At 73.6% G+C, this 16,304-nt stretch carries 16 protein-coding genes and 2 pseudogenes; 10 read left to right on the plus strand and 8 right to left on the minus strand.

The genetic code is table 11. The annotated features are described in order from the left end of the window. Positions 1–220 (plus strand): annotated as a pseudogene (locus IG86_RS39510) (DEAD/DEAH box helicase); the annotation flags it as partial. Further along, positions 217–1,422: an SWIM zinc finger family protein gene (locus IG86_RS0136880; RefSeq protein ID WP_030902725.1), complete on the plus strand. Its 1,206-nt coding sequence runs from the start codon at positions 217–219 to the stop codon at positions 1,420–1,422. The pseudogene IG86_RS39510 and the gene IG86_RS0136880, both read left to right, overlap by 4 nt. Here IG86_RS0136880 and IG86_RS0136885 read toward each other — a convergent pair. Further along, positions 1,403–1,951 (minus strand): hypothetical protein, encoded by a 549-nt coding sequence (locus tag IG86_RS0136885; protein WP_030833896.1) that lies wholly within the window; start codon positions 1,949–1,951, stop codon positions 1,403–1,405. The two genes, IG86_RS0136880 and IG86_RS0136885, sit on opposite strands and share 20 nt — an antisense overlap. 149 nt (positions 1,952–2,100) lie before the next feature. Between IG86_RS0136885 and IG86_RS0136890 the strand changes: the two genes are divergently transcribed. Then, positions 2,101–2,787, plus strand: a complete 687-nt coding sequence (locus IG86_RS0136890; RefSeq protein ID WP_324611354.1) for a chaplin — start codon at positions 2,101–2,103, stop codon at positions 2,785–2,787. On the opposite strand, the gene IG86_RS0136895 is transcribed toward IG86_RS0136890, so the two are convergent. Beyond that, positions 2,780–3,448 (minus strand): DUF2293 domain-containing protein, encoded by a 669-nt coding sequence (locus IG86_RS0136895; protein ID WP_030833892.1) that lies wholly within the window; start codon positions 3,446–3,448, stop codon positions 2,780–2,782. The genes IG86_RS0136890 and IG86_RS0136895 overlap by 8 nt on opposite strands. A gap of 149 nt (positions 3,449–3,597) precedes the next feature. Between IG86_RS0136895 and IG86_RS40430 the strand changes: the two genes are divergently transcribed. Beyond that, positions 3,598–4,065 carry a cupin domain-containing protein gene (locus IG86_RS40430; RefSeq protein ID WP_051785634.1) on the plus strand — a complete coding sequence of 156 codons (468 nt, stop codon included), beginning with the start codon at positions 3,598–3,600 and terminating at the stop codon, positions 4,063–4,065. On the opposite strand, the gene IG86_RS0136905 is transcribed toward IG86_RS40430, so the two are convergent. Further along, the gene (locus tag IG86_RS0136905) at positions 4,029–5,483 is read right to left on the minus strand and encodes a WGR domain-containing protein (RefSeq protein WP_030902731.1); all 1,455 of its coding nucleotides are present in this window, start codon (positions 5,481–5,483) and stop codon (positions 4,029–4,031) included. The two genes, IG86_RS40430 and IG86_RS0136905, sit on opposite strands and share 37 nt — an antisense overlap. 92 nt (positions 5,484–5,575) lie before the next feature. Here IG86_RS0136905 and IG86_RS0136910 point away from each other — a divergent pair, with 92 nt between their 5' ends. Then, a complete protein-coding gene (locus tag IG86_RS0136910) occupies positions 5,576–6,235 on the plus strand; it encodes a nucleoside/nucleotide kinase family protein (RefSeq protein WP_030833883.1) in 660 nt (219 codons plus the stop codon). A gap of 46 nt (positions 6,236–6,281) precedes the next feature. Here IG86_RS0136910 and IG86_RS0136915 read toward each other — a convergent pair whose 3' ends face one another. Further along, positions 6,282–7,187, minus strand: coding sequence for a carbohydrate kinase family protein (locus IG86_RS0136915; RefSeq protein ID WP_030833879.1), 906 nt, complete (start codon positions 7,185–7,187; stop codon positions 6,282–6,284). Next, on the minus strand, positions 7,184–8,128 hold the full coding sequence (locus tag IG86_RS0136920; RefSeq protein ID WP_030833875.1) for a pseudouridine-5'-phosphate glycosidase: 945 nt from the start codon (positions 8,126–8,128) through the stop codon (positions 7,184–7,186). Before IG86_RS0136920 ends, IG86_RS0136915 begins: the two co-directional genes overlap by 4 nt. An 80-nt stretch (positions 8,129–8,208) precedes the next feature. On the opposite strand from IG86_RS0136920, the pseudogene IG86_RS39515 reads away from it, so the two are divergent. Both IG86_RS39515 and IG86_RS0136930 read left to right on the plus strand, forming a co-directional pair. Next, a pseudogene (locus tag IG86_RS39515) lies at positions 8,209–8,996 on the plus strand (class I SAM-dependent methyltransferase). 66 nt (positions 8,997–9,062) lie between these two features. Beyond that, complete coding sequence (locus IG86_RS0136930) at positions 9,063–9,455, plus strand: cupin domain-containing protein (RefSeq protein WP_030902734.1); 393 nt, start codon at positions 9,063–9,065, stop codon at positions 9,453–9,455. Here the strand turns inward: IG86_RS0136930 and IG86_RS0136935 are convergent. The 3 genes from IG86_RS0136935 to IG86_RS0136945 form a co-directional block, all read right to left on the minus strand. Further along, positions 9,445–10,662 carry an MFS transporter gene (locus tag IG86_RS0136935; protein WP_107056325.1) on the minus strand — a complete coding sequence of 406 codons (1,218 nt, stop codon included), beginning with the start codon at positions 10,660–10,662 and terminating at the stop codon, positions 9,445–9,447. The two genes, IG86_RS0136930 and IG86_RS0136935, sit on opposite strands and share 11 nt — an antisense overlap. Before the next feature lie 319 nt (positions 10,663–10,981). Next, positions 10,982–11,545, minus strand: coding sequence for a methylated-DNA--[protein]-cysteine S-methyltransferase (locus IG86_RS0136940; protein WP_030902739.1), 564 nt, complete (start codon positions 11,543–11,545; stop codon positions 10,982–10,984). 35 nt (positions 11,546–11,580) lie between these two features. After that, positions 11,581–12,483, minus strand: a complete 903-nt coding sequence (locus tag IG86_RS0136945; RefSeq protein WP_030902743.1) for a glycerophosphodiester phosphodiesterase — start codon at positions 12,481–12,483, stop codon at positions 11,581–11,583. Between the two features lie 234 nt (positions 12,484–12,717). Here IG86_RS0136945 and uvrB point away from each other — a divergent pair, with 234 nt between their 5' ends. The 3 genes from uvrB to IG86_RS0136960 form a co-directional block, all read left to right on the plus strand. Then, positions 12,718–14,892, plus strand: coding sequence for an excinuclease ABC subunit UvrB (gene uvrB, locus IG86_RS0136950; protein ID WP_030902746.1), 2,175 nt, complete (start codon positions 12,718–12,720; stop codon positions 14,890–14,892). Between the two features lie 88 nt (positions 14,893–14,980). Beyond that, the gene (locus tag IG86_RS0136955) at positions 14,981–15,559 is read left to right on the plus strand and encodes a TerD family protein (RefSeq protein WP_030833855.1); all 579 of its coding nucleotides are present in this window, start codon (positions 14,981–14,983) and stop codon (positions 15,557–15,559) included. A gap of 44 nt (positions 15,560–15,603) precedes the next feature. After that, a partial coding sequence (locus tag IG86_RS0136960; protein WP_030902749.1) for a TerD family protein occupies positions 15,604–16,304 on the plus strand: 701 nt, incomplete at its 3' end.

The raw sequence follows: 16,304 nt of genomic DNA on the forward strand, positions 1-16,304 counted from the left end.
CGAGGAACAGGCCACCGACCGCGCCTACCGCATCGGCCAGACCCAGCCCGTACAGGTCCACCGGATCATCGCCGAAGGCACCGTCGAGGACCGCATCGCCGAAATGCTGGAGGCGAAGCGGGCCCTGGCCGACGCGGTCCTCGGCTCCGGCGAGGCGGCCCTGACCGAGCTGACCGACCGCGAGCTGGCCGACCTCGTCTCCCTGCGCAGGCCCGCATGATCACCGCGCGGGACGACCGCCGCCGCACCTTCGAGACCGTGCCCGCCGGGGCGGCGGCGGTGAGCTGGTGGGGCCGGGCCTGGGTGTCGGCCCTGGAAGAGGTCTCCGGCGACCCGGCCCGCCTGGCCCGGGGCCGCAGCTACGCCAACGACGGGCACGTCGACGCCGTGACCGTCACCCCCGGTCGCATCGTCGCCTACGTCCGGGGCAGCAGGCCCCGCCCGTACCGCACCGAGCTGACCCTGCCCGCCTTCGCGGACGCGGAGTGGGGCGAGCTGCTGGAAGACGTCGCCGCCGACCCGGCGGCGCTCGGCGCCCTCCTGGAGCGGGAGGTCCCGCAGTCGCTGGCGGGGACCGTCCTGCCCGGGGCGGGCGAGCTCGTCCCGCACTGCTCCTGCCCGGACTTCGGGCGTCCGCCGTGCAAGCACGCCGCCGCCCTCTGCTACCGCGCGGCCCGCCTCCTGGACGAGGACCCCTTCGTCCTGCTGCTCCTGCGCGGCCGAGGCGAGCGGGAACTCCTCGAAGACCTCACCCGCCGCAACGCCGCCCACGCCGCACGCGAACAGCCCGGCACGGCACCGGACTTCCCCGCGGTCACCGCCCGGGCGGCGCTCGCCCGCACGGTCCTGCCGCCGCTGCCCGCACCGCTCGCCGCACCCGCGGCGGCCGGCCTTCCGCCCGCCTACCCGGCCGACCCGGCGGCGCCGGACCCGCTCGCCCTCGACCAGCTCGCCTCCGACGCGGCCGCCCGCGCCCTGGCGCTGCTCACCACCGGCGAGGACCCGATCGCCGGGCTCTCCCTCTGGCACGACGCCGTACGGCTGGCCTCCGCGCACCCCACGGCCGGCCTGACGGGCGCGGCCCGCACCCTCTACCGGGACCTGGCCCGCGCCACCGGGCGTACCACCACCGACCTCGCGCGGGCGGCGGCGGCCTGGCGCCAGGGCGGCCGTCCGGCCCTCGCCGCGCTCGAAGAGGCCTGGGATCCTCCGGCCGGCCCCTTCGACCGGGCCCGCCCGGCGCTCCTCGCCGCCGGCCAGGGCGCCTTCCGCCCCGAACGCAACCGGCTGACCGCCCACACCCGACAGCTCCGGCTCGGCCGCGACGCCCTCTGGTACGCCTACGAGTCCCGCCCCGGCGACGACGACTGGTGGCCCACGGGCCGCCCCTCCCCGGACCCGGTCACCGCCCTGCGGGGCTGAGACCCTCCGCCCAGCGGGTCAACGCGGTGAAGTCGCGGTCCCGCAGACCGTGGCGCGGGTGGATCCGCAGAAGGAGGGCCGGTGCCGGATGGTGGGCGGCGACCCAGGCCCGGTCGCGCGGGGTGATCATGTCGTCGACCCAGGCGAACGGGCGGCCGGCCGCCCAGTCCCGCAGGTGGCGCGTCTTCCAGGACAGACCGTCGGGGTCCTCGGCGAACAGTTCGGGCCATTCGACGACGGACAGGTCGCCGGGGAGCCCGATGTGCGGCGCGATCAGGGTGTTGGCCTGGTGCGTCCAGGCCGTGGCCCAGGCGAGCTCGAAGGGCAGGGCCAACAGCCTGGAGCCGTGGGAGGGGTGCAGGCGGATCCGCGCGCCGCGCCGTGCCCTGCGCGATTCCGGGTCGCGGTAGGAGAGCCAGACCTCGGGCCACATGCGGTGGCTCTTGTACCCGCGCAGTGCGGCGAAGGGCGAACGGAAGGGGTTCAGCGGGCCGTCCACGTCGAGGAGGAGCAGCGGGCGTTCAGTCATGAAGTAGCCAGTACCCAGCACACGATTGAGTGAAATGCCTACCGCCTCTATAACCCGTATGGGTTTGGAGGCGTTGTTTCCGGTGTGGGGCAAACCCCCGACATCCACCGGAAGGCAGGAAAGTGATGCGTCACAGTCGTCGAAATGGCTTGATCGCGGCGGTCGTCGCGGGCGGCGGTCTGGCGGTCGCGGGCGTCGGCGGGTTCGCCCACGCCGATGCGGACGCGAGCGGCGGGGCCGAGCGCTCGCCGGGTCTGCTGTCCGGGAACCTGGTGCAGCTGCCGGTGAACGTGCCGGTCAACGCGTGCGGCAACACCGTCAGCGTCGTCGGCCTCCTCAACCCGGCCGCCGGGAACCGCTGTACGAACGCGTCGGAGGGCGGTGGCGGCGCACACTCCGACCGGAGCACGTCACACCGGTCGACGCCGACGGCGGGCAACGGCGGCGGAGCCGTCGCGAGCGGCCAGACGAAGGATTCCCCCGGGGTGCTGTCCGGCAACGGCCTCCAGCTCCCGGTAGACCTGCCGGTCAACATCAGTGGCAACTCCGTCAACGTGGTCGGCATCGGAAACCCCTCGCACGGCAACACGTCCGTCAACGTCGAGCAGCCCGGCCCCGCCAAGCCGGTCCAGCCGCCCGTCGTCGAGAAGCCGGTCACCCCGGCCGTCCCGACCACACCGACCTCACCCGTCACCCGGGTCACCCCGCCCGAGCCCCCGCGGCACACCGAGGCACTCGCCCACACCGGAGCGGACGGCGTCGGCTACCTGCTGCCCAGCGGCGGCGCCCTGCTGCTCGGCGGCCTCATGCTCTACCGCCGCTTCCGGGTCAACTAGCCCGGTCCCGGCTCACCGTGCGCCATCCGTCCAGGATGGCGTCGATCCGCGGGGCCAGCCGGGCGCGGGCCGTGAAGCGGGGGACGCCCGCCATCAGCAGGGCGTCGTACTCGGTGTCGGTGTGCCGGACCGCCGCCCGCACCGCCACCGAGACCGCCGTCTCGTCCAGGGCCCGCCCGGCCGCGGTGCGCCCCACCCGGCCGCTGCCGCGCACCGAGGCATGGGTGGCGATCGCCACGGCCCGGTCGGCCGGGCAGCCGGGGAACAGCCGCACTATCTCGGCGGCGAAAGCCGCCGTGAAACGGACGTCCTCCGCCGCACGGCGCAGCCGGTCGCGCTCCCGGCGACGCGCCCGCGCCTCGGAGTCCGCGAGGCAGGCGCGTTCCGCGCCGGCCAGGGCGTCATCCTCCACGAACAGCCCCAGGCGCTCGTAGCGACGGCGCCGCTTGTGGAAGCGGACCACGACCGCGGACAGCGAACTTGCCTCGCGGGCACGGCGTGTGAGCGCGGCGTCCCCGCGCGGAAGGTAGACGAGGTGCCCCAGGTCCGCACAGTCCAGGCAGCGGGGCACACCGGCCTCGCGCACCAGGTGCCGGAGCGGACCGCGCCGGCACTCCGCGCAGTGGATCTGCTTCACGGACTCGAAGACGACCAGGCTCATACAGGTGTGATACCGCCCCCCGCCCCTCATATCACCTGGTGAGGAAGGGAGGTTGGGCTTTCACCGACTCTTCCTGGATCGGCCTGATCGCTCCTACGGTGGGCGGTGGACCATGGACCGCGGGGGCCCGGTCCACGGAGGAGGAGCACATGGGCGCACGGCGGACGACGACGGCACGGCCGCGGGCGACCGGCTTCGGCTTCGGTTTCGGCACCGGCAGGGCACGCGTCACCACGATCCCCGCGGGCCGGGAGATAGTCATCCCGCCGGGCGGCTGCACCGGCTGGCACTTCCACCGGGTGCGGCTCGAAGCCGTCGTCCTGTCGGGCACCCTGACCCGGGTCCTGCACGACCTCACCGTCGAGGTGCACCGGCCCGGGACCACCTTCGTGGAACCCGCGGGCATCGGGCACATACACCTGGGCCACAACCTCGGCACCGAGCCGGTCGTGCTCCACGTGACCCCCCGGCTGCCCGAGGGGACCCCCTTCTCCATACCCACGCCCGCCCCCGCCGGTGCCACCCCCCAGGTGTGCCGGCAGCACGAACCGGAGCCGCCCGCCGAACCGGCCGGCAGCAGTCACACCAGTCGGCGTATCTCCCCGCGGACCCGGTAGAAGCCCCCGGACGCCGCGTGCAGGCCGTCCACCACGTACCGGGCGCCGGCCTCCCGGATCCCCCGCGGGAACTGCACGTTCCAGGACTGCTCGAAGCCGTCCGACACCACCTGCACCCGCATCCGGCCGCCCTGCTGGACGCACTCCACCACCACACCGCCCGCCGGCTCCGAGGCCACCGCGGCCATGGAGACCGTCGCCACCGCCGAGGCCGACGCGGCCGGCGTGAACACCGGCAGCGCGGCAGCCGACTTCACGTCCATCGGCGCGGGCACCGAACCCTGCTGGGCCGCCGCGATCGCCTGCTCGCTCGCGTCCACGCAGACCAGGGAGCCGTCCGTGGTGACGAGGTACAGCCGGCCGTCCAGATACTGCATCGACAGCGCCGAACCGCCGCCGGTCCCCAGCTTCCACAGCCGGTGCCCGTCCGCGTCGAAGCAGTAGACCGAGGAGGAGGAGTCGCCCGCGAAGACGTGGCGGCCGTCGGGCGAGGTCGCGCACGAATACACCGCAGCGTCACAGCGGTAGGTGGCCTCCGTCGCCCCCGAGGCCTTCGACAGCCGCTGCACGGTGTTGCGGACCGTACCCGCGTACACGGAGTGCTCCTCCTGCCAGCCGAACAGGACACCGCCGGGGGTCGCGCTGTGCCACAACTGCCCCGTGCCGTCGGCCGCATAGGCCGTCACGCCTCCGCTGTGCCCGTGGTAGACCGCCCGCTCGTCGGCCCGGACCATCCACGCACTCGTCCCGGCGGACTTCCGCGACCACTGGTGCTCGTCCTCGTGGTCGATGACCGTCAGGCCGCCGTTCGCGTCCGAGACGTCGAGCACGCCCTCGTGGATGTCCAGCCAGTAGATGTCCACGTCCGCCGCGATGGCGTAGGCGCCGAACGGGACCTTCGACGACAGGTCGTACACCGTGCCGTCGTCACAGCCGGCGTATATCCAGAACTCGTCCGCCACCAGGCACTTCACCCCGTCCGGCAGCGAATAGCGCGCCAGCACCTCACCGCCGTGGCTGAGCGTGTAGACGTCACCGGCCTGGTTGCCGACCCAGCAGCGGTCCTCGTCGACATGGATCCCGAAGGCCGAGGAACCGGTACGGAAACGCCACAGCACCGGCGCGACGGCACGCGCCGTCGACGGCGCCGACGTCACCTGGCGGCGCGTCACCGAACGGGCGGCGCGCTGCCCCTGCACCGCCGGGGCGTACCCCTTGCGGACCTTCTCCCCGATCTTCTTCGCGGCGGCCGCGCGGGCCTTCTCGACGGTCGGGAACGAGGAACTCTGCAACTGGCCCGGCGCGCCGATGCGTCCGTAGCGCACGGAGACGACCGTGCCGTCCATGATCACCTCGTAGAACTTGTGCGCCCCACCGCCGTCCTGCGACAGCTCCAGATACGTCGTCTCCCGAGCCATGACAGACCCCTCCCCGAAAGCCGGGCCACCGGCGCCCTTTCCGCGGTGATCCCTCGTGAAAAAAGCTACGGGCGACCACTGACAATGGGCCGGTGCAGTGGGAAGCGATCACATGGCAGCGGATGGCCGAGCGGCTCGCCGGTCACCTCGACGACCCCGGCGACGATCCCGGCAACGCTCCCGGGCCCGACGGCCGGCAGCGCGTGGGCATCGACGGTGCGCCCGCGGCGGACACCGGCACCCTCGCCGGGCGGCTCGCCGAGGAGCTGCGGCTGCGCGGACGCCCCGTCCTGGTGGTGCCGACCGCCGGCTTCCTGCGGCCGGCTTCCCTGCGCTTCGAGTTCGGCCGGCAGGACGTGGACGCGTACCTGGACGGCTGGTACGACACGGCCGCGCTCTGGCGGGAGGTGTTCGGGCCGACCGACCCCGGCGGGACGGGGCGGGTGCTGCCGGACCTGTGGGATCCGGTGACCGACCGGGCGACCCGCAGCCCCTACGTCGAACTCCCGGCCGACGGCGTGCTGGTGGTGCACGGGCCGCTGCTGCTGGGGCGGTGGTTCCCCTTCGACCTGAGCGTCCACGTCCGGCTGTCGGCGGGGGCGCTCGCGCGGCGGACCGAGGAGTCCGAGCGGTGGACGGGGGCGGCGTTCGCCCGGTACGAGGCCGAGGTGGATCCGGCCTCCGTCGCCGACGTGGTGGTGCGGGCGGACGATCCCAGGCACCCCGCCTGGACGGGCATCCGGGGAACCTGACCCACGGGGTTCGGGCCGCCGCCCCGGACCTGCGGGTGCTGGGGGGTCAGGGGCGGGCGCCCGGGTGGGTTATGGCGGTGGCTGCGGCCCGGCAGCCCGCGCGGGCCGATTCCGCCGGGTCCGCGCCCTCCAGGCGGGAGGCGAGGAAGGCGCCGGTGAAGGCGTCGCCGGCGCCCGTGGAGTCCACCACCGGCCCGGCCGGGCGCGCGGCCGCCACCTCCGCCGTGATCCGGCCCCGCTCGGCGACGAGCGCCCCCGCCGGGCCCCGGGTCACCACCACGAGCGGTACCCGCCGGCTCAGCGCCGTCGCCGCCCGGGCCACCCCCGACCCCTCCGGCAGCCCCGCCAGCAGCCGGGCCTCGTCCTCGTTCGGCAGCAGCACCCCCGCGCCCGCCACGGCGTCCAGGAAGCGCTGCGGGCCCAGCGCGGCCAGGAATCCGGCCGACGCGGGATCCACGCTCACCGGCACCCCCCGCGTCCGCGCCGCCCGCAGCGCGACCATGGCCAGCTCCCGGCTGCTGTCGGCGAAGAACAGATAACCGGACAGGTGCAGGTGCGCCGCACCGTCCAGCAGGGACGGAGCCCAGTCGGCCGGGCACAGCCGCAGCGAGGCCCCGCTGTCGGTCAGGAAGGTCCGCTCGGCGTCCTTGCCGACGAGGGCCACCACCGTCCCGGTCGGCTCCTGCGGATCGATCACCAACCGGGGCCGCACCCCCGCGTCCACCAGGGCCCGTTCGTGCCACCGCGCCGATTCCGTGCCCACCCGTGCGAGGAGACGTACCTCCGCGCTTCCCGTACGGGCGGCCCAGCACGCCGCGTTGGCCCCCGCGCCGCCCGGCAGGGTGCGGATGCGGGCCGCGGTGTCGGTGGCCGGAGCCAGCGGTTCCGTGTGGACGGCCACCACGTCCGTCACCACGTCCCCGACGACGAGCAGCGCCCCCGCCGCGGTCATGCCCGCGCCGCCCAGGCCCCGGCGATCCGGGCCCCGAGCCGCACGTTCCCGCGTACCGCCGCCAGGTTCGCCTCCAGCGAGGCCCCGGCCGTCGCCCGTACCAGGAACCCCAGCAGGAACGGCGTCACCGCCTGCCCCGTGATCCCCTGTTCGCGGCATGCGGCGAGCGCCTCGGCCAGGACCCGGTCGTGCAGCTGCGGATCCAGCTGCTCCGCGGCCGCCACCGGATTGGCCACGAGCAGCGCCGACTCCGGCCCGCCCAGCGCCTCCTGAGCGGCCATCACCGCCGCTACCTCCTCCGGCCGCCGCACGGTCCAGTCCACCGGCTCACCGGAATCGGCCAGGTAGAAGCCGGGGAAGCGCTCCGTGCCGTACCCGAGCACCCCCACCCCCAGCGTCTCCAGCCGCTGCAGCGTGGCCGGCACGTCCAGGATCGACTTCACCCCCGCGCACACCACCGTGATCCGGGTCCGGGCCAGCAGGGAGAGGTCCGCCGACTCGTCCTGCGTCTGCGCCCATTCGCGGTGCACGCCGCCGAGACCGCCCGTCGCGAAGACGCGCAGGCCCGCCCGGGCCGCGAGGAAGGCCGTCGCGGACACCGTCGTCGCGCCGGTCGCGCCCGTCGCCAGCGCGGGCGCCAGATCCCGGTGTCCGAGCTTGCGCACGCCGTCGCCGGTCGCGATCCGCTCCAGCTGGGTCTTGTCCAGGCCCGCCCGGGCCACGCCGTCGACGACCGCCACCGTCGCCGGAACCGCACCCTCCGCGCGGACCAGCTCCTCCAGTTCGAGGCCCACCTCCAGGTTGCGGGGGCGGGGCAGGCCGTGCGCGATGATCGTCGACTCCAGGGCCACCACGGGCCTGCCCCTGTCGAGCGCCTCGCGCACCTCTTCCGACAGGACCGGTCCACCGGACGGGGATGCAGTTGCTCTGTGCTGTGACATGTCCCCATCCATGGCACGGGATCGGCGCCCCCAAACGCACCCGTCCCACCCGCCCCAAGCTGTCCGAGTAGCGTTCCCCCATGGACACGCGCGGCTTCTACGACGGGCTCGCCGACCGCTACGACCTCATCTACGCGGACTGGGACGCCTCCGTCACCCGGCAGGGCCGGGCCCTCGACGCGCTGCTCACCGCAGCACTGGGCCCCGGACCGCACACGGTCCTCGACAACGCCTGCGGCATCGGCACCCAGTCCCTGGGCCTGTCCGCGCTGGGCCACAAGGTCACCGGGACCGACCTCAGCCCCCTCGCCGCCGCCCGCGCCGCGAGGGAGGCCGCCCGCCGCGGACCCGCCCTGCCCGTCGCCGCCGCCGACATGCGGCCCTGCCCTTCGCGGACGCCTCCTTCGACGCCGTGGTCTGCGCCGACAACGCGCTGCCCCACCTGCTGACCGCACGGGACGTGTGCGCCGCGCTGGCCGAAACCCTGCGGGTCCTGCGGCCCGGCGGACTCCTGCTGCTGTCCACCCGACCGTACGGGGACCTGCTGTGGGCCCGGCCGCGGAGCGAGGCCCCGCACGTCCACACGGACCCCGACGGGCGGCGCACCATCACCTTCCAGCTGTGGCACTGGCACTCCGACGGGGAGCGCTACGACCTGGAGCTCTTCCAGCTCCTGCCGGCCGGTGACAGCTGGACGCCCCGGACCTCGCGCGCCACGTACTGGGCGCTCACGCAGGAGCGGACCGCGGAGTTCGCCCGGCAGACGGGCCTGCGCGACACCGCCTGGCACGCACCGGCCGACACCGGCTTCCACCAGCCGGTCCTCACCGCCCGGCGCCCCGGCCCGACTGGACAGGATGACTCGTAGGCCGGTCCGTTGCTGGACGCTGTGGTCACCGCGCCGCGCGGGAGGGCCGCACTAGGCTGGCGCGCCATGAGCACCAGTGATCACTCCGCCGCACCCGCACCCGCACCCGCTCCCGCCCCCGCCTCCTTCGCCGTCGACGTGGCGGACGTGGAGCTGGAGCCCGACGACCTCGACCCCGCGCAGATCGTCTCCGGGGAGCCCGTCGTCACGGGCAAGGTCCTGTGGGAGTCGGCCGACGGCAAGCAGGTGCGCGGGATCTGGCAGATCACCCCGGGCGTGGTCACCGACGTCGAGGCCGACGAGCTGTTCGTGGTGGTCAGCGGACGCGCCACCGTCGAGGTCGAGGGCGGCGCGACGCTGGAGGTGGGCCCGGGCTCGGCCTGCGTCCTGCGCGAGGGCGACAAGACCGTCTGGACCGTCCACGAGACCCTCCGCAAGGCCTACCACATCAGCTACTGACCCCCGGCGGGGGCGTTTTGGCGGCCACGGGGTGGCGGCGCGCGGTGAACAGGGCGAGCGCCGCCATCGGCAGCAGCAGCGAGGCCCCGACGGCGTTCAGCCAGCCGTAGCCCGCCTGGGACATGATCACGCCGGCGGCGGCCCCGCCCACCCCCGCGGCCGTGTTCATCGTCAGGTCGCTCAGGCCCTGTACGGCGGCCCGCGCGGGCTGCGGAACCGAGTCGGTCAGCAGGGCCGAGCCGGACACCATCCCGGCGGACCAGCCGAGGCCGAGCAGGAAGAGGCCGAGCGCGCTCTGGCCGTGGCTGGGGCCGGCCGTCCCGGCGAGCAGCGCGGCGACCGACAGCAGTCCCGCGGCGAGGCCGATCACGGTGAGCCGTCCGAGACGGTCCGCGAGCCACCCCATGAGCGGGGAGAAGGCGAACATCCCCGCGATGTGACCGCTGATCACCAGCCCGACGAGCTCCAGCCCGGCGCCGTGGTGGCCCAGGTCCATCGGCGTCATGACCATGATCGAAACCATGGTGGTGTGGGACACGGCGACGGTGAGGAGGGCGAGCCGGGCCCGCGGAGAGGACCGCACGGCGACGATCCCGGCGCGGATCGAGCGGCCCTCGCGGCTCTGCTCCTCGGGTGCCGCGAGCGCCCGCGCCGTCAGCAGGGGGTCCGGGCGCAGGAGTACGGCGATCAGCGTGCCCGTCAGCACGAAGACGACGGCGGCCCACACGAAGGGGCCCGCCGTCTCGGGTATGGAGGTCCCCGCGAAGCTGCGGCTCGCCGGAGCGGACAGGTTGGGGCCGAGCACCGCGCCGAGGGTGGACGCCCACACGACGACCGAGATGGCCCGGGCCCGGTGGTCCGGGGCGGCGAGGTCCGCGGCGGCGAACCGGGCCTGGAGGTTGGCGGAGGAGGCGGCGCCGAAGGCGGCCATGCCGAGCAGCAGCAGCGGGAAGTTCTTGACCGTGGCGGCGAGGACGACGAGGGCCGCCCCGACGGCGCCGATCCCGTAGGCCAGGACCAGGCCGGGGCGCCGGCCGCGCGCGGTCATCAGCGCGGCGAGCGGCAGCGAGACCAGGGCGGTGCCGATCACCGAGGCGGTGGAGGCGAAGCCGGACAGCGCCTCGGTGCCGCTGACCTCGGTGGCGAGTACGGGGGCCAGGGCGATGCTGATGGGCACGCCGAGGCCGCCGAGCATCTGGCCGGCCATGAGCACCCGGGAGGTGCGCTTCCGGAGCCGCGCGAGCTCCGGGAGGCCGAGCGGCGGGGCGGGCCGGTCCGTGCCGGGCGAGGCGGTCACGCCGTACCCCGCCCTCGCGGGTGCGCGGCGCGGGGCGCGGGGGACGCGGTGGAGCCGGGTGCGGCGGCAGCAGTAGTCACCGCCGCAGTGTGCCACCCCTTACCGCCGGGCGGAACCGCGCCGTCGGCGCGGCCGGACCCGCAGGTCACAGGCGTCACAGCCCGACCAGCCCGACCCGACCAGTGCGGGGCGGGGGCGTGCGGTGCGGGGCTTCAGGTCCGCGTGGCGCTCAGAACAGCGGCTGCGGCAGCACTCCCTCCAGCGCGAGCAGCTGACGCTTGGTCTCCACGCCGCCGCCGAACCCCCCGATGCCGCCGTCGTTCTCCACGACCCGGTGGCAGGGCACCACCAGCGGCAGCGGGTTCGACCCCATGGCGTTGCCCACGGCCTGGGCGGCGCCGGGCTGTCCGACGCGGGCGGCCAGCTCCCCGTAGCCGACGACCGACCCGTAGGGCACGGAACGGCCCAGCTCCTGGAGCACCTGCCGGTTGAAGCCGGAGCTGAGGCGCCAGTCCAGCGGCAGGTCGAAGCGGCGCAGCGAACCGGCGAAGTAGGCGGCCACCTGGCGCACCGGCTCGGCCAGCAGCTCCTCCTCGCCCGGCGCGGGCCGCCGGGCGTCGGCGCCGAGCCGGGAGACGAGCTGGCCCGTCATCCGGTCGATCCGGTCCGGCCCGGCATGGAACTCGACCCGGACCAGACCCTCCGGGGTCGCGGCCAGGAACAGGGGGCCGATGTCGCTGGCGACGACGGTCCATTCGAGGTGCGGCCCGCGGGGCCGCTCGGTGCTGTCCACGCGTCCACGGTACGACCCGCCTGCGACAGGGCCGCTCAGAAGCCGCCGACCGCCTCCCGGACCACGTCCGGGGCGTTCGTGATGATCCCGTCGACGCCCATCTCCTGCACCTTCCGGGCGGTCGCGGCGTCGTCCACGATCCAGGTGTCCACCTCCATCGCCTTGCCGTGGGCGCCCAGCAGGCCGTGCACCGCCGCGACCCAGTCGGCCGAGATGGTGGTGTGCCACGGGTTGATACGGTCGGTGAACTCCGCGTAACGCGGCAGGTCCGTCACGGGAGGGGTGCCCAGGAAGGCCGTCACCAGGTCGGGCCGCAGCCCGTGCACGATGCGTACGGAGTCGGCGCTGAAGCTCTGCACCACCAGGCGCTGCGAGACGTGGCGCGCGTCGAGCCAGCCCGCCTCGCCCAGCACCTGCAGGGTCTGCTCCTCGATCCCCGGGTAGAGCTCCGGCTTCTTGATCTCCAGCAGCAGCCGCTGCCGGTTGCGCTGCACCCGGTCGAGGTACTGCCGCAGGGTCGGCACGGAGGCGCCCGCGTACTCCTCGCCGAACCAGCTGCCCGCGTCCAGCCGGGCGATCTCGGCCGCCGTGAAGTCCTTGACCCTCCAGGGCTTGCGGTCGGGGAAGAGCTGTTCCACGTCGGTGGTCCGGGCCAGCGTGTCGTCGTGGATCACGACCAGCTCGCCGTCCTTGGTGCGCTGCACGTCGTTCTCGACCCAGGCGAAGCCCAGGCGCATCGCCAGGTCGATCGCTTCGAGGGTGTTCTCCGGGGCGTACGCCGAGGCCCCCCGGTGGGCGTACACGACGGGACCCCCCAGGCCCAGCGGTCCGGCGGCGGATCCGGGTCCGGTGGCGGCGTACGACGCCGTCCCGCCCAGCAGGGTGAGGGTGAAGCCCAGGAATGCGGCGGCGGCCGCGGCGGCGGGTCGGACGTACATGTGCGTTCTCCTCGGGTCGTGAGCCCTGTTCCTGCGTCAGACGGGTGCGGAGCGGCAGACGTTGTGGCGATGCACTTCACCGCGATCATGGGGTTGAAGATCACAGAGCCGCCACCGAACTACGACAAACGGACCAGAACGGATGACGCCGGCCCGGCCCGGCGGTGCAGCCCGGAGCGTGCCGGGGCCCGGCGGGCGGACGTGAGTGTCAGTGGAGGGTCGTACGGTTGACTCATGCGGCCCGTATCGAAGATCGAACGCACGGTGGCGCCTTTCGAGGTCGTCAGCCCCTACCAGCCCAGCGGCGACCAGCCGGCGGCCATCGCCGAGCTGGAGAAGCGCATCCGTGCAGGTGAGAAGGATGTCGTCCTGCTGGGTGCGACCGGCACCGGCAAGTCGGCGACCACCGCCTGGATGATCGAGAAGCTCCAGCGCCCCACCCTGGTCATGGCGCCGAACAAGACGCTCGCCGCCCAGCTGGCGAACGAGTTCCGAGAGCTCCTGCCGAACAACGCCGTCGAGTACTTCGTCTCGTACTACGACTACTACCAGCCCGAGGCCTACGTACCGCAGTCGGACACGTACATCGAGAAGGACTCCTCGATCAACGAGGAGGTGGAGCGGCTGCGCCACTCCGCCACCAATTCGCTGCTGACCCGGCGGGACGTCATCGTCGTCGCCTCCGTGTCCTGCATCTACGGCCTGGGCACCCCGCAGGAGTACGTCGACCGGATGGTCGCGCTCAAGGTGGGCGAGGAGATCGACCGGGACCAGCTGCTGCGCCGCTTCGTCGACATCCAGTACACGCGCAACGACGTCGCCTTCACCCGCGGCACCTTCCGGGTCCGCGGCGACACCATCGAGATCTTCCCGGTCTACGAGGAACTGGCCGTCCGCATCGAGATGTTCGGCGACGAGATCGAGGCCCTCTCCACCCTGCACCCGCTGACCGGCGAGGTCATCAGCGAGGACCGCGAGCTCTACGTCTTCCCGGCCAGCCACTACGTCGCCGGCCCGGAGCGCATGGAGAAGGCGATCGCCGGCATCGAGGCCGAGCTGGCCGAGCGCCTCACCGAGCTGGAGAAGCAGGGCAAGATGCTGGAGGCGCAGCGCCTGCGCATGCGCACCACCTACGACCTGGAGATGATGCGCCAGATCGGGTCCTGCTCCGGCATCGAGAACTACTCCCTGCACATGGACGACCGCGAGCGGGGATCGGCGCCCAACACCCTCATCGACTACTTCCCGGAGGACTTCCTCCTGGTCATCGACGAGTCGCACGTCACCGTGCCGCAGATCGGCGCCATGTACGAGGGCGACGCCTCCCGCAAGCGGACCCTGGTCGACCACGGCTTCCGGCTGCCGTCCGCGCTGGACAACCGGCCGCTGAAGTGGGAGGAGTTCCAGGAGCGCATCGGCCAGACCGTCTACCTGTCGGCGACCCCCGGAAAGTACGAGCTCTCCCGCGGCGACGGCTTCGTCGAGCAGATCATCCGCCCCACCGGCCTCATCGACCCCGAGGTCGTGGTCAAGCCCACCGAGGGCCAGATCGACGACCTGGTCCACGAGATCCGCAAGCGGGTCGAGAAGGACGAGCGGGTCCTGGTCACCACCCTCACCAAGAAGATGGCCGAGGACCTCACGGACTACTTCCTGGAGCTCGGCATCCAGGTCCGCTACCTGCACAGCGACGTCGACACCCTGCGCCGCATCGAGCTGCTGCGCGAGCTGCGCGCCGGCGAGTACGACGTCCTGGTCGGCATCAACCTGCTGCGCGAGGGCCTCGACCTGCCCGAGGTGTCGCTGGTGGCGATCCTCGACGCCGACAAGGAGGGCTTCCTGCGCTCCGGCACCTCCCTGATCCAGACCATCGGCCGCGCCGCGCGCAACGTCTCCGGCCAGGTCCACATGTACGCGGACAAGGTCACGCCGGGCATGGAGAAGGCCATCGAGGAGACCAACCGGCGCCGCGAGAAGCAGATCGCCTACAACACGGCGAACGGGATCGACCCGCAGCCGCTCCGCAAGAAGATCAACGACATCGTCGCCACCATCGCCCGCGAGGAACTGGACACCGAGCAGCTCCTCGGCACCGGATACCGGCAGGCGAAGGAGGGCAAGGGCGCCAAGGCGCCCGTACCGGCTCTCGGGGCCCACGCCCCGGCGGGAGCCAAGGGCGGCAAGGGCGGCAAGGGCGGCAAGGGTGCGAAAGCGGCCAAGGGGACCACGGGCACCGAGGTGCTCACCGACCGGCCGGCCGCCGAACTCGCCTCGCTCATCGAGCAGATGACCGAGCGCATGCGCGCCGCCGCCGCGGAGCTCCAGTTCGAGGTCGCGGCCCGGATCCGGGACGAGGTCGGCGAGCTGAAGAAGGAGCTCCGGCAGATGAAGGAAGCGGGCCTCGCCTGAGCCGGGGGCTGTCAGTAGGGTTGGGTCACAGCCGCAGGAACACGCTGCGCACCAGTCAACTGGGGCGGGCTATGGAGAGGGGACGCGCGTGACGGTCAACATGACCAAGGGTCAGGCCATCAGTCTGCAGAAGTCGGACGGAGGGACGCTGACCGCGGTCCGGATGGGCCTGGGCTGGCAGGCGGCGAAGCGCCGCGGACTGTTCGGCTCGCGGACGCGGGAGATCGACCTCGACGCGTCGGCGGTGCTCTTCGCCGACAAGCAGCCGGTCGACGTGGTCTTCTTCCGCCACCTGCAGAGCGACGACGGCTCGGTGCGCCACACCGGCGACAACCTCGTCGGCGGCGTCGGCCAGGGCGGGGACGACGAGGCGATCCTCGTCGACCTCCAGCGCGTGCCGGTCCACATCGACCAGATCGTCTTCACGGTGAACTCCTTCACCGGCCAGACGTTCCAGGAGGTGCAGAACGCCTTCTGCCGCATCGTCGACGAGACCAACGGCCAGGAGCTGGCCCGTTACACCCTCGACGGCGGCGGCGCGTACACCGCGCAGATCATGGCGAAGGTGTCCCGCGTGGGCGCCGGCTGGCAGATGACGGCCCTGGGCAACCCGGCCAACGGCCGGACCTTCCAGGACCTGATGCCGGCGATCCTGCCGCACCTGTAGCAGTACCGGAAGAAGAGAAGAAGGCACGGGGGAGGGGCTGCACGATGACGGCCGAACTGGTCCGGGGGCAGAACCACCCCGTGTCCCAGAGCCGGGTGGAGATCAGGGTCTCGGCGGGTACGCCCGTGCTGGCCCTGGCCTCGCTCGCCGACGAACAGGGCCGGCTCTCCGGCAGCGAGGTCCTGGCCCACCCGGGCGCCAGGTCCCTCCCCGGCGTCCAGGCGCCGGCGGAACTCGCCGACCGGCACACCTTCGCCGTGGACCTCGACGCCGTCGCGGCGGACGTCCACCGCGTCGGCGTGCTGCTCGTACTGCCGCCCGGCGGCCCGGTCCGCTTCGGCGCGGTCCCGGCCTCCCACGTGGCCGTGGCCGACCCCGACGGCGGCACCGAGATCGCCGGCTACACCCTGACCGGGCTGGACGCCGAGAGCGCCGTGATCGCCCTGGAGCTCTACCGGCGCCAGGGCGCCTGGAAGGTCCGCGCCGTGGGCCAGGGCTACGCCGACGGCCTCGGCGCGCTGCTCGCCGACGGCGGACTGCCCGCACCGGCCGCCGGGGAACTGGCCGCCACCGCCCTGCGCACCGCCGCCCCGGTGAAGGAGACGGACGCGACGCTCGCGGCCATGCCCACCCTCGTCGGCGACCTGCGCGCCCCGCAGACCCCCGCCCAGGCCCCCGCGCCCGCCCCGGAGCCCCCGGACCCGCTCCCGGTCTCCGGCGTGCCGTACGCAGGCACGCCGGGCCC

Origin of the sequence: Streptomyces virginiae, from assembly GCF_000720455.1 — a bacterium.
Lineage (GTDB): Bacteria > Actinomycetota > Actinomycetes > Streptomycetales > Streptomycetaceae > Streptomyces > Streptomyces virginiae.

Coding starts and splice junctions, on each gene's coding strand:
- IG86_RS0136920 (WP_030833875.1), bottom strand. CDS start 8,128: ATGTCACAGCACAGAGCAACTGCATCCCCGTCCGGTGGACCGGTCCTG.
- IG86_RS0136885 (WP_030833896.1), bottom strand. CDS start 1,951: ATGACTGAACGCCCGCTGCTCCTCCTCGACGTGGACGGCCCGCTGAAC.
- uvrB (WP_030902746.1), top strand. CDS start 12,718: ATGCGGCCCGTATCGAAGATCGAACGCACGGTGGCGCCTTTCGAGGTC.
- IG86_RS0136935 (WP_107056325.1), bottom strand. CDS start 10,662: ATGGCCGGCCAGATGCTCGGCGGCCTCGGCGTGCCCATCAGCATCGCC.
- IG86_RS0136880 (WP_030902725.1), top strand. CDS start 217: ATGATCACCGCGCGGGACGACCGCCGCCGCACCTTCGAGACCGTGCCC.
- IG86_RS0136930 (WP_030902734.1), top strand. CDS start 9,063: ATGAGCACCAGTGATCACTCCGCCGCACCCGCACCCGCACCCGCTCCC.
- IG86_RS0136895 (WP_030833892.1), bottom strand. CDS start 3,448: ATGAGCCTGGTCGTCTTCGAGTCCGTGAAGCAGATCCACTGCGCGGAG.
- IG86_RS0136945 (WP_030902743.1), bottom strand. CDS start 12,483: ATGTACGTCCGACCCGCCGCCGCGGCCGCCGCCGCATTCCTGGGCTTC.
- IG86_RS0136915 (WP_030833879.1), bottom strand. CDS start 7,187: ATGACCGCGGCGGGGGCGCTGCTCGTCGTCGGGGACGTGGTGACGGAC.
- IG86_RS0136905 (WP_030902731.1), bottom strand. CDS start 5,483: ATGGCTCGGGAGACGACGTATCTGGAGCTGTCGCAGGACGGCGGTGGG.
- IG86_RS40430 (WP_051785634.1), top strand. CDS start 3,598: ATGGGCGCACGGCGGACGACGACGGCACGGCCGCGGGCGACCGGCTTC.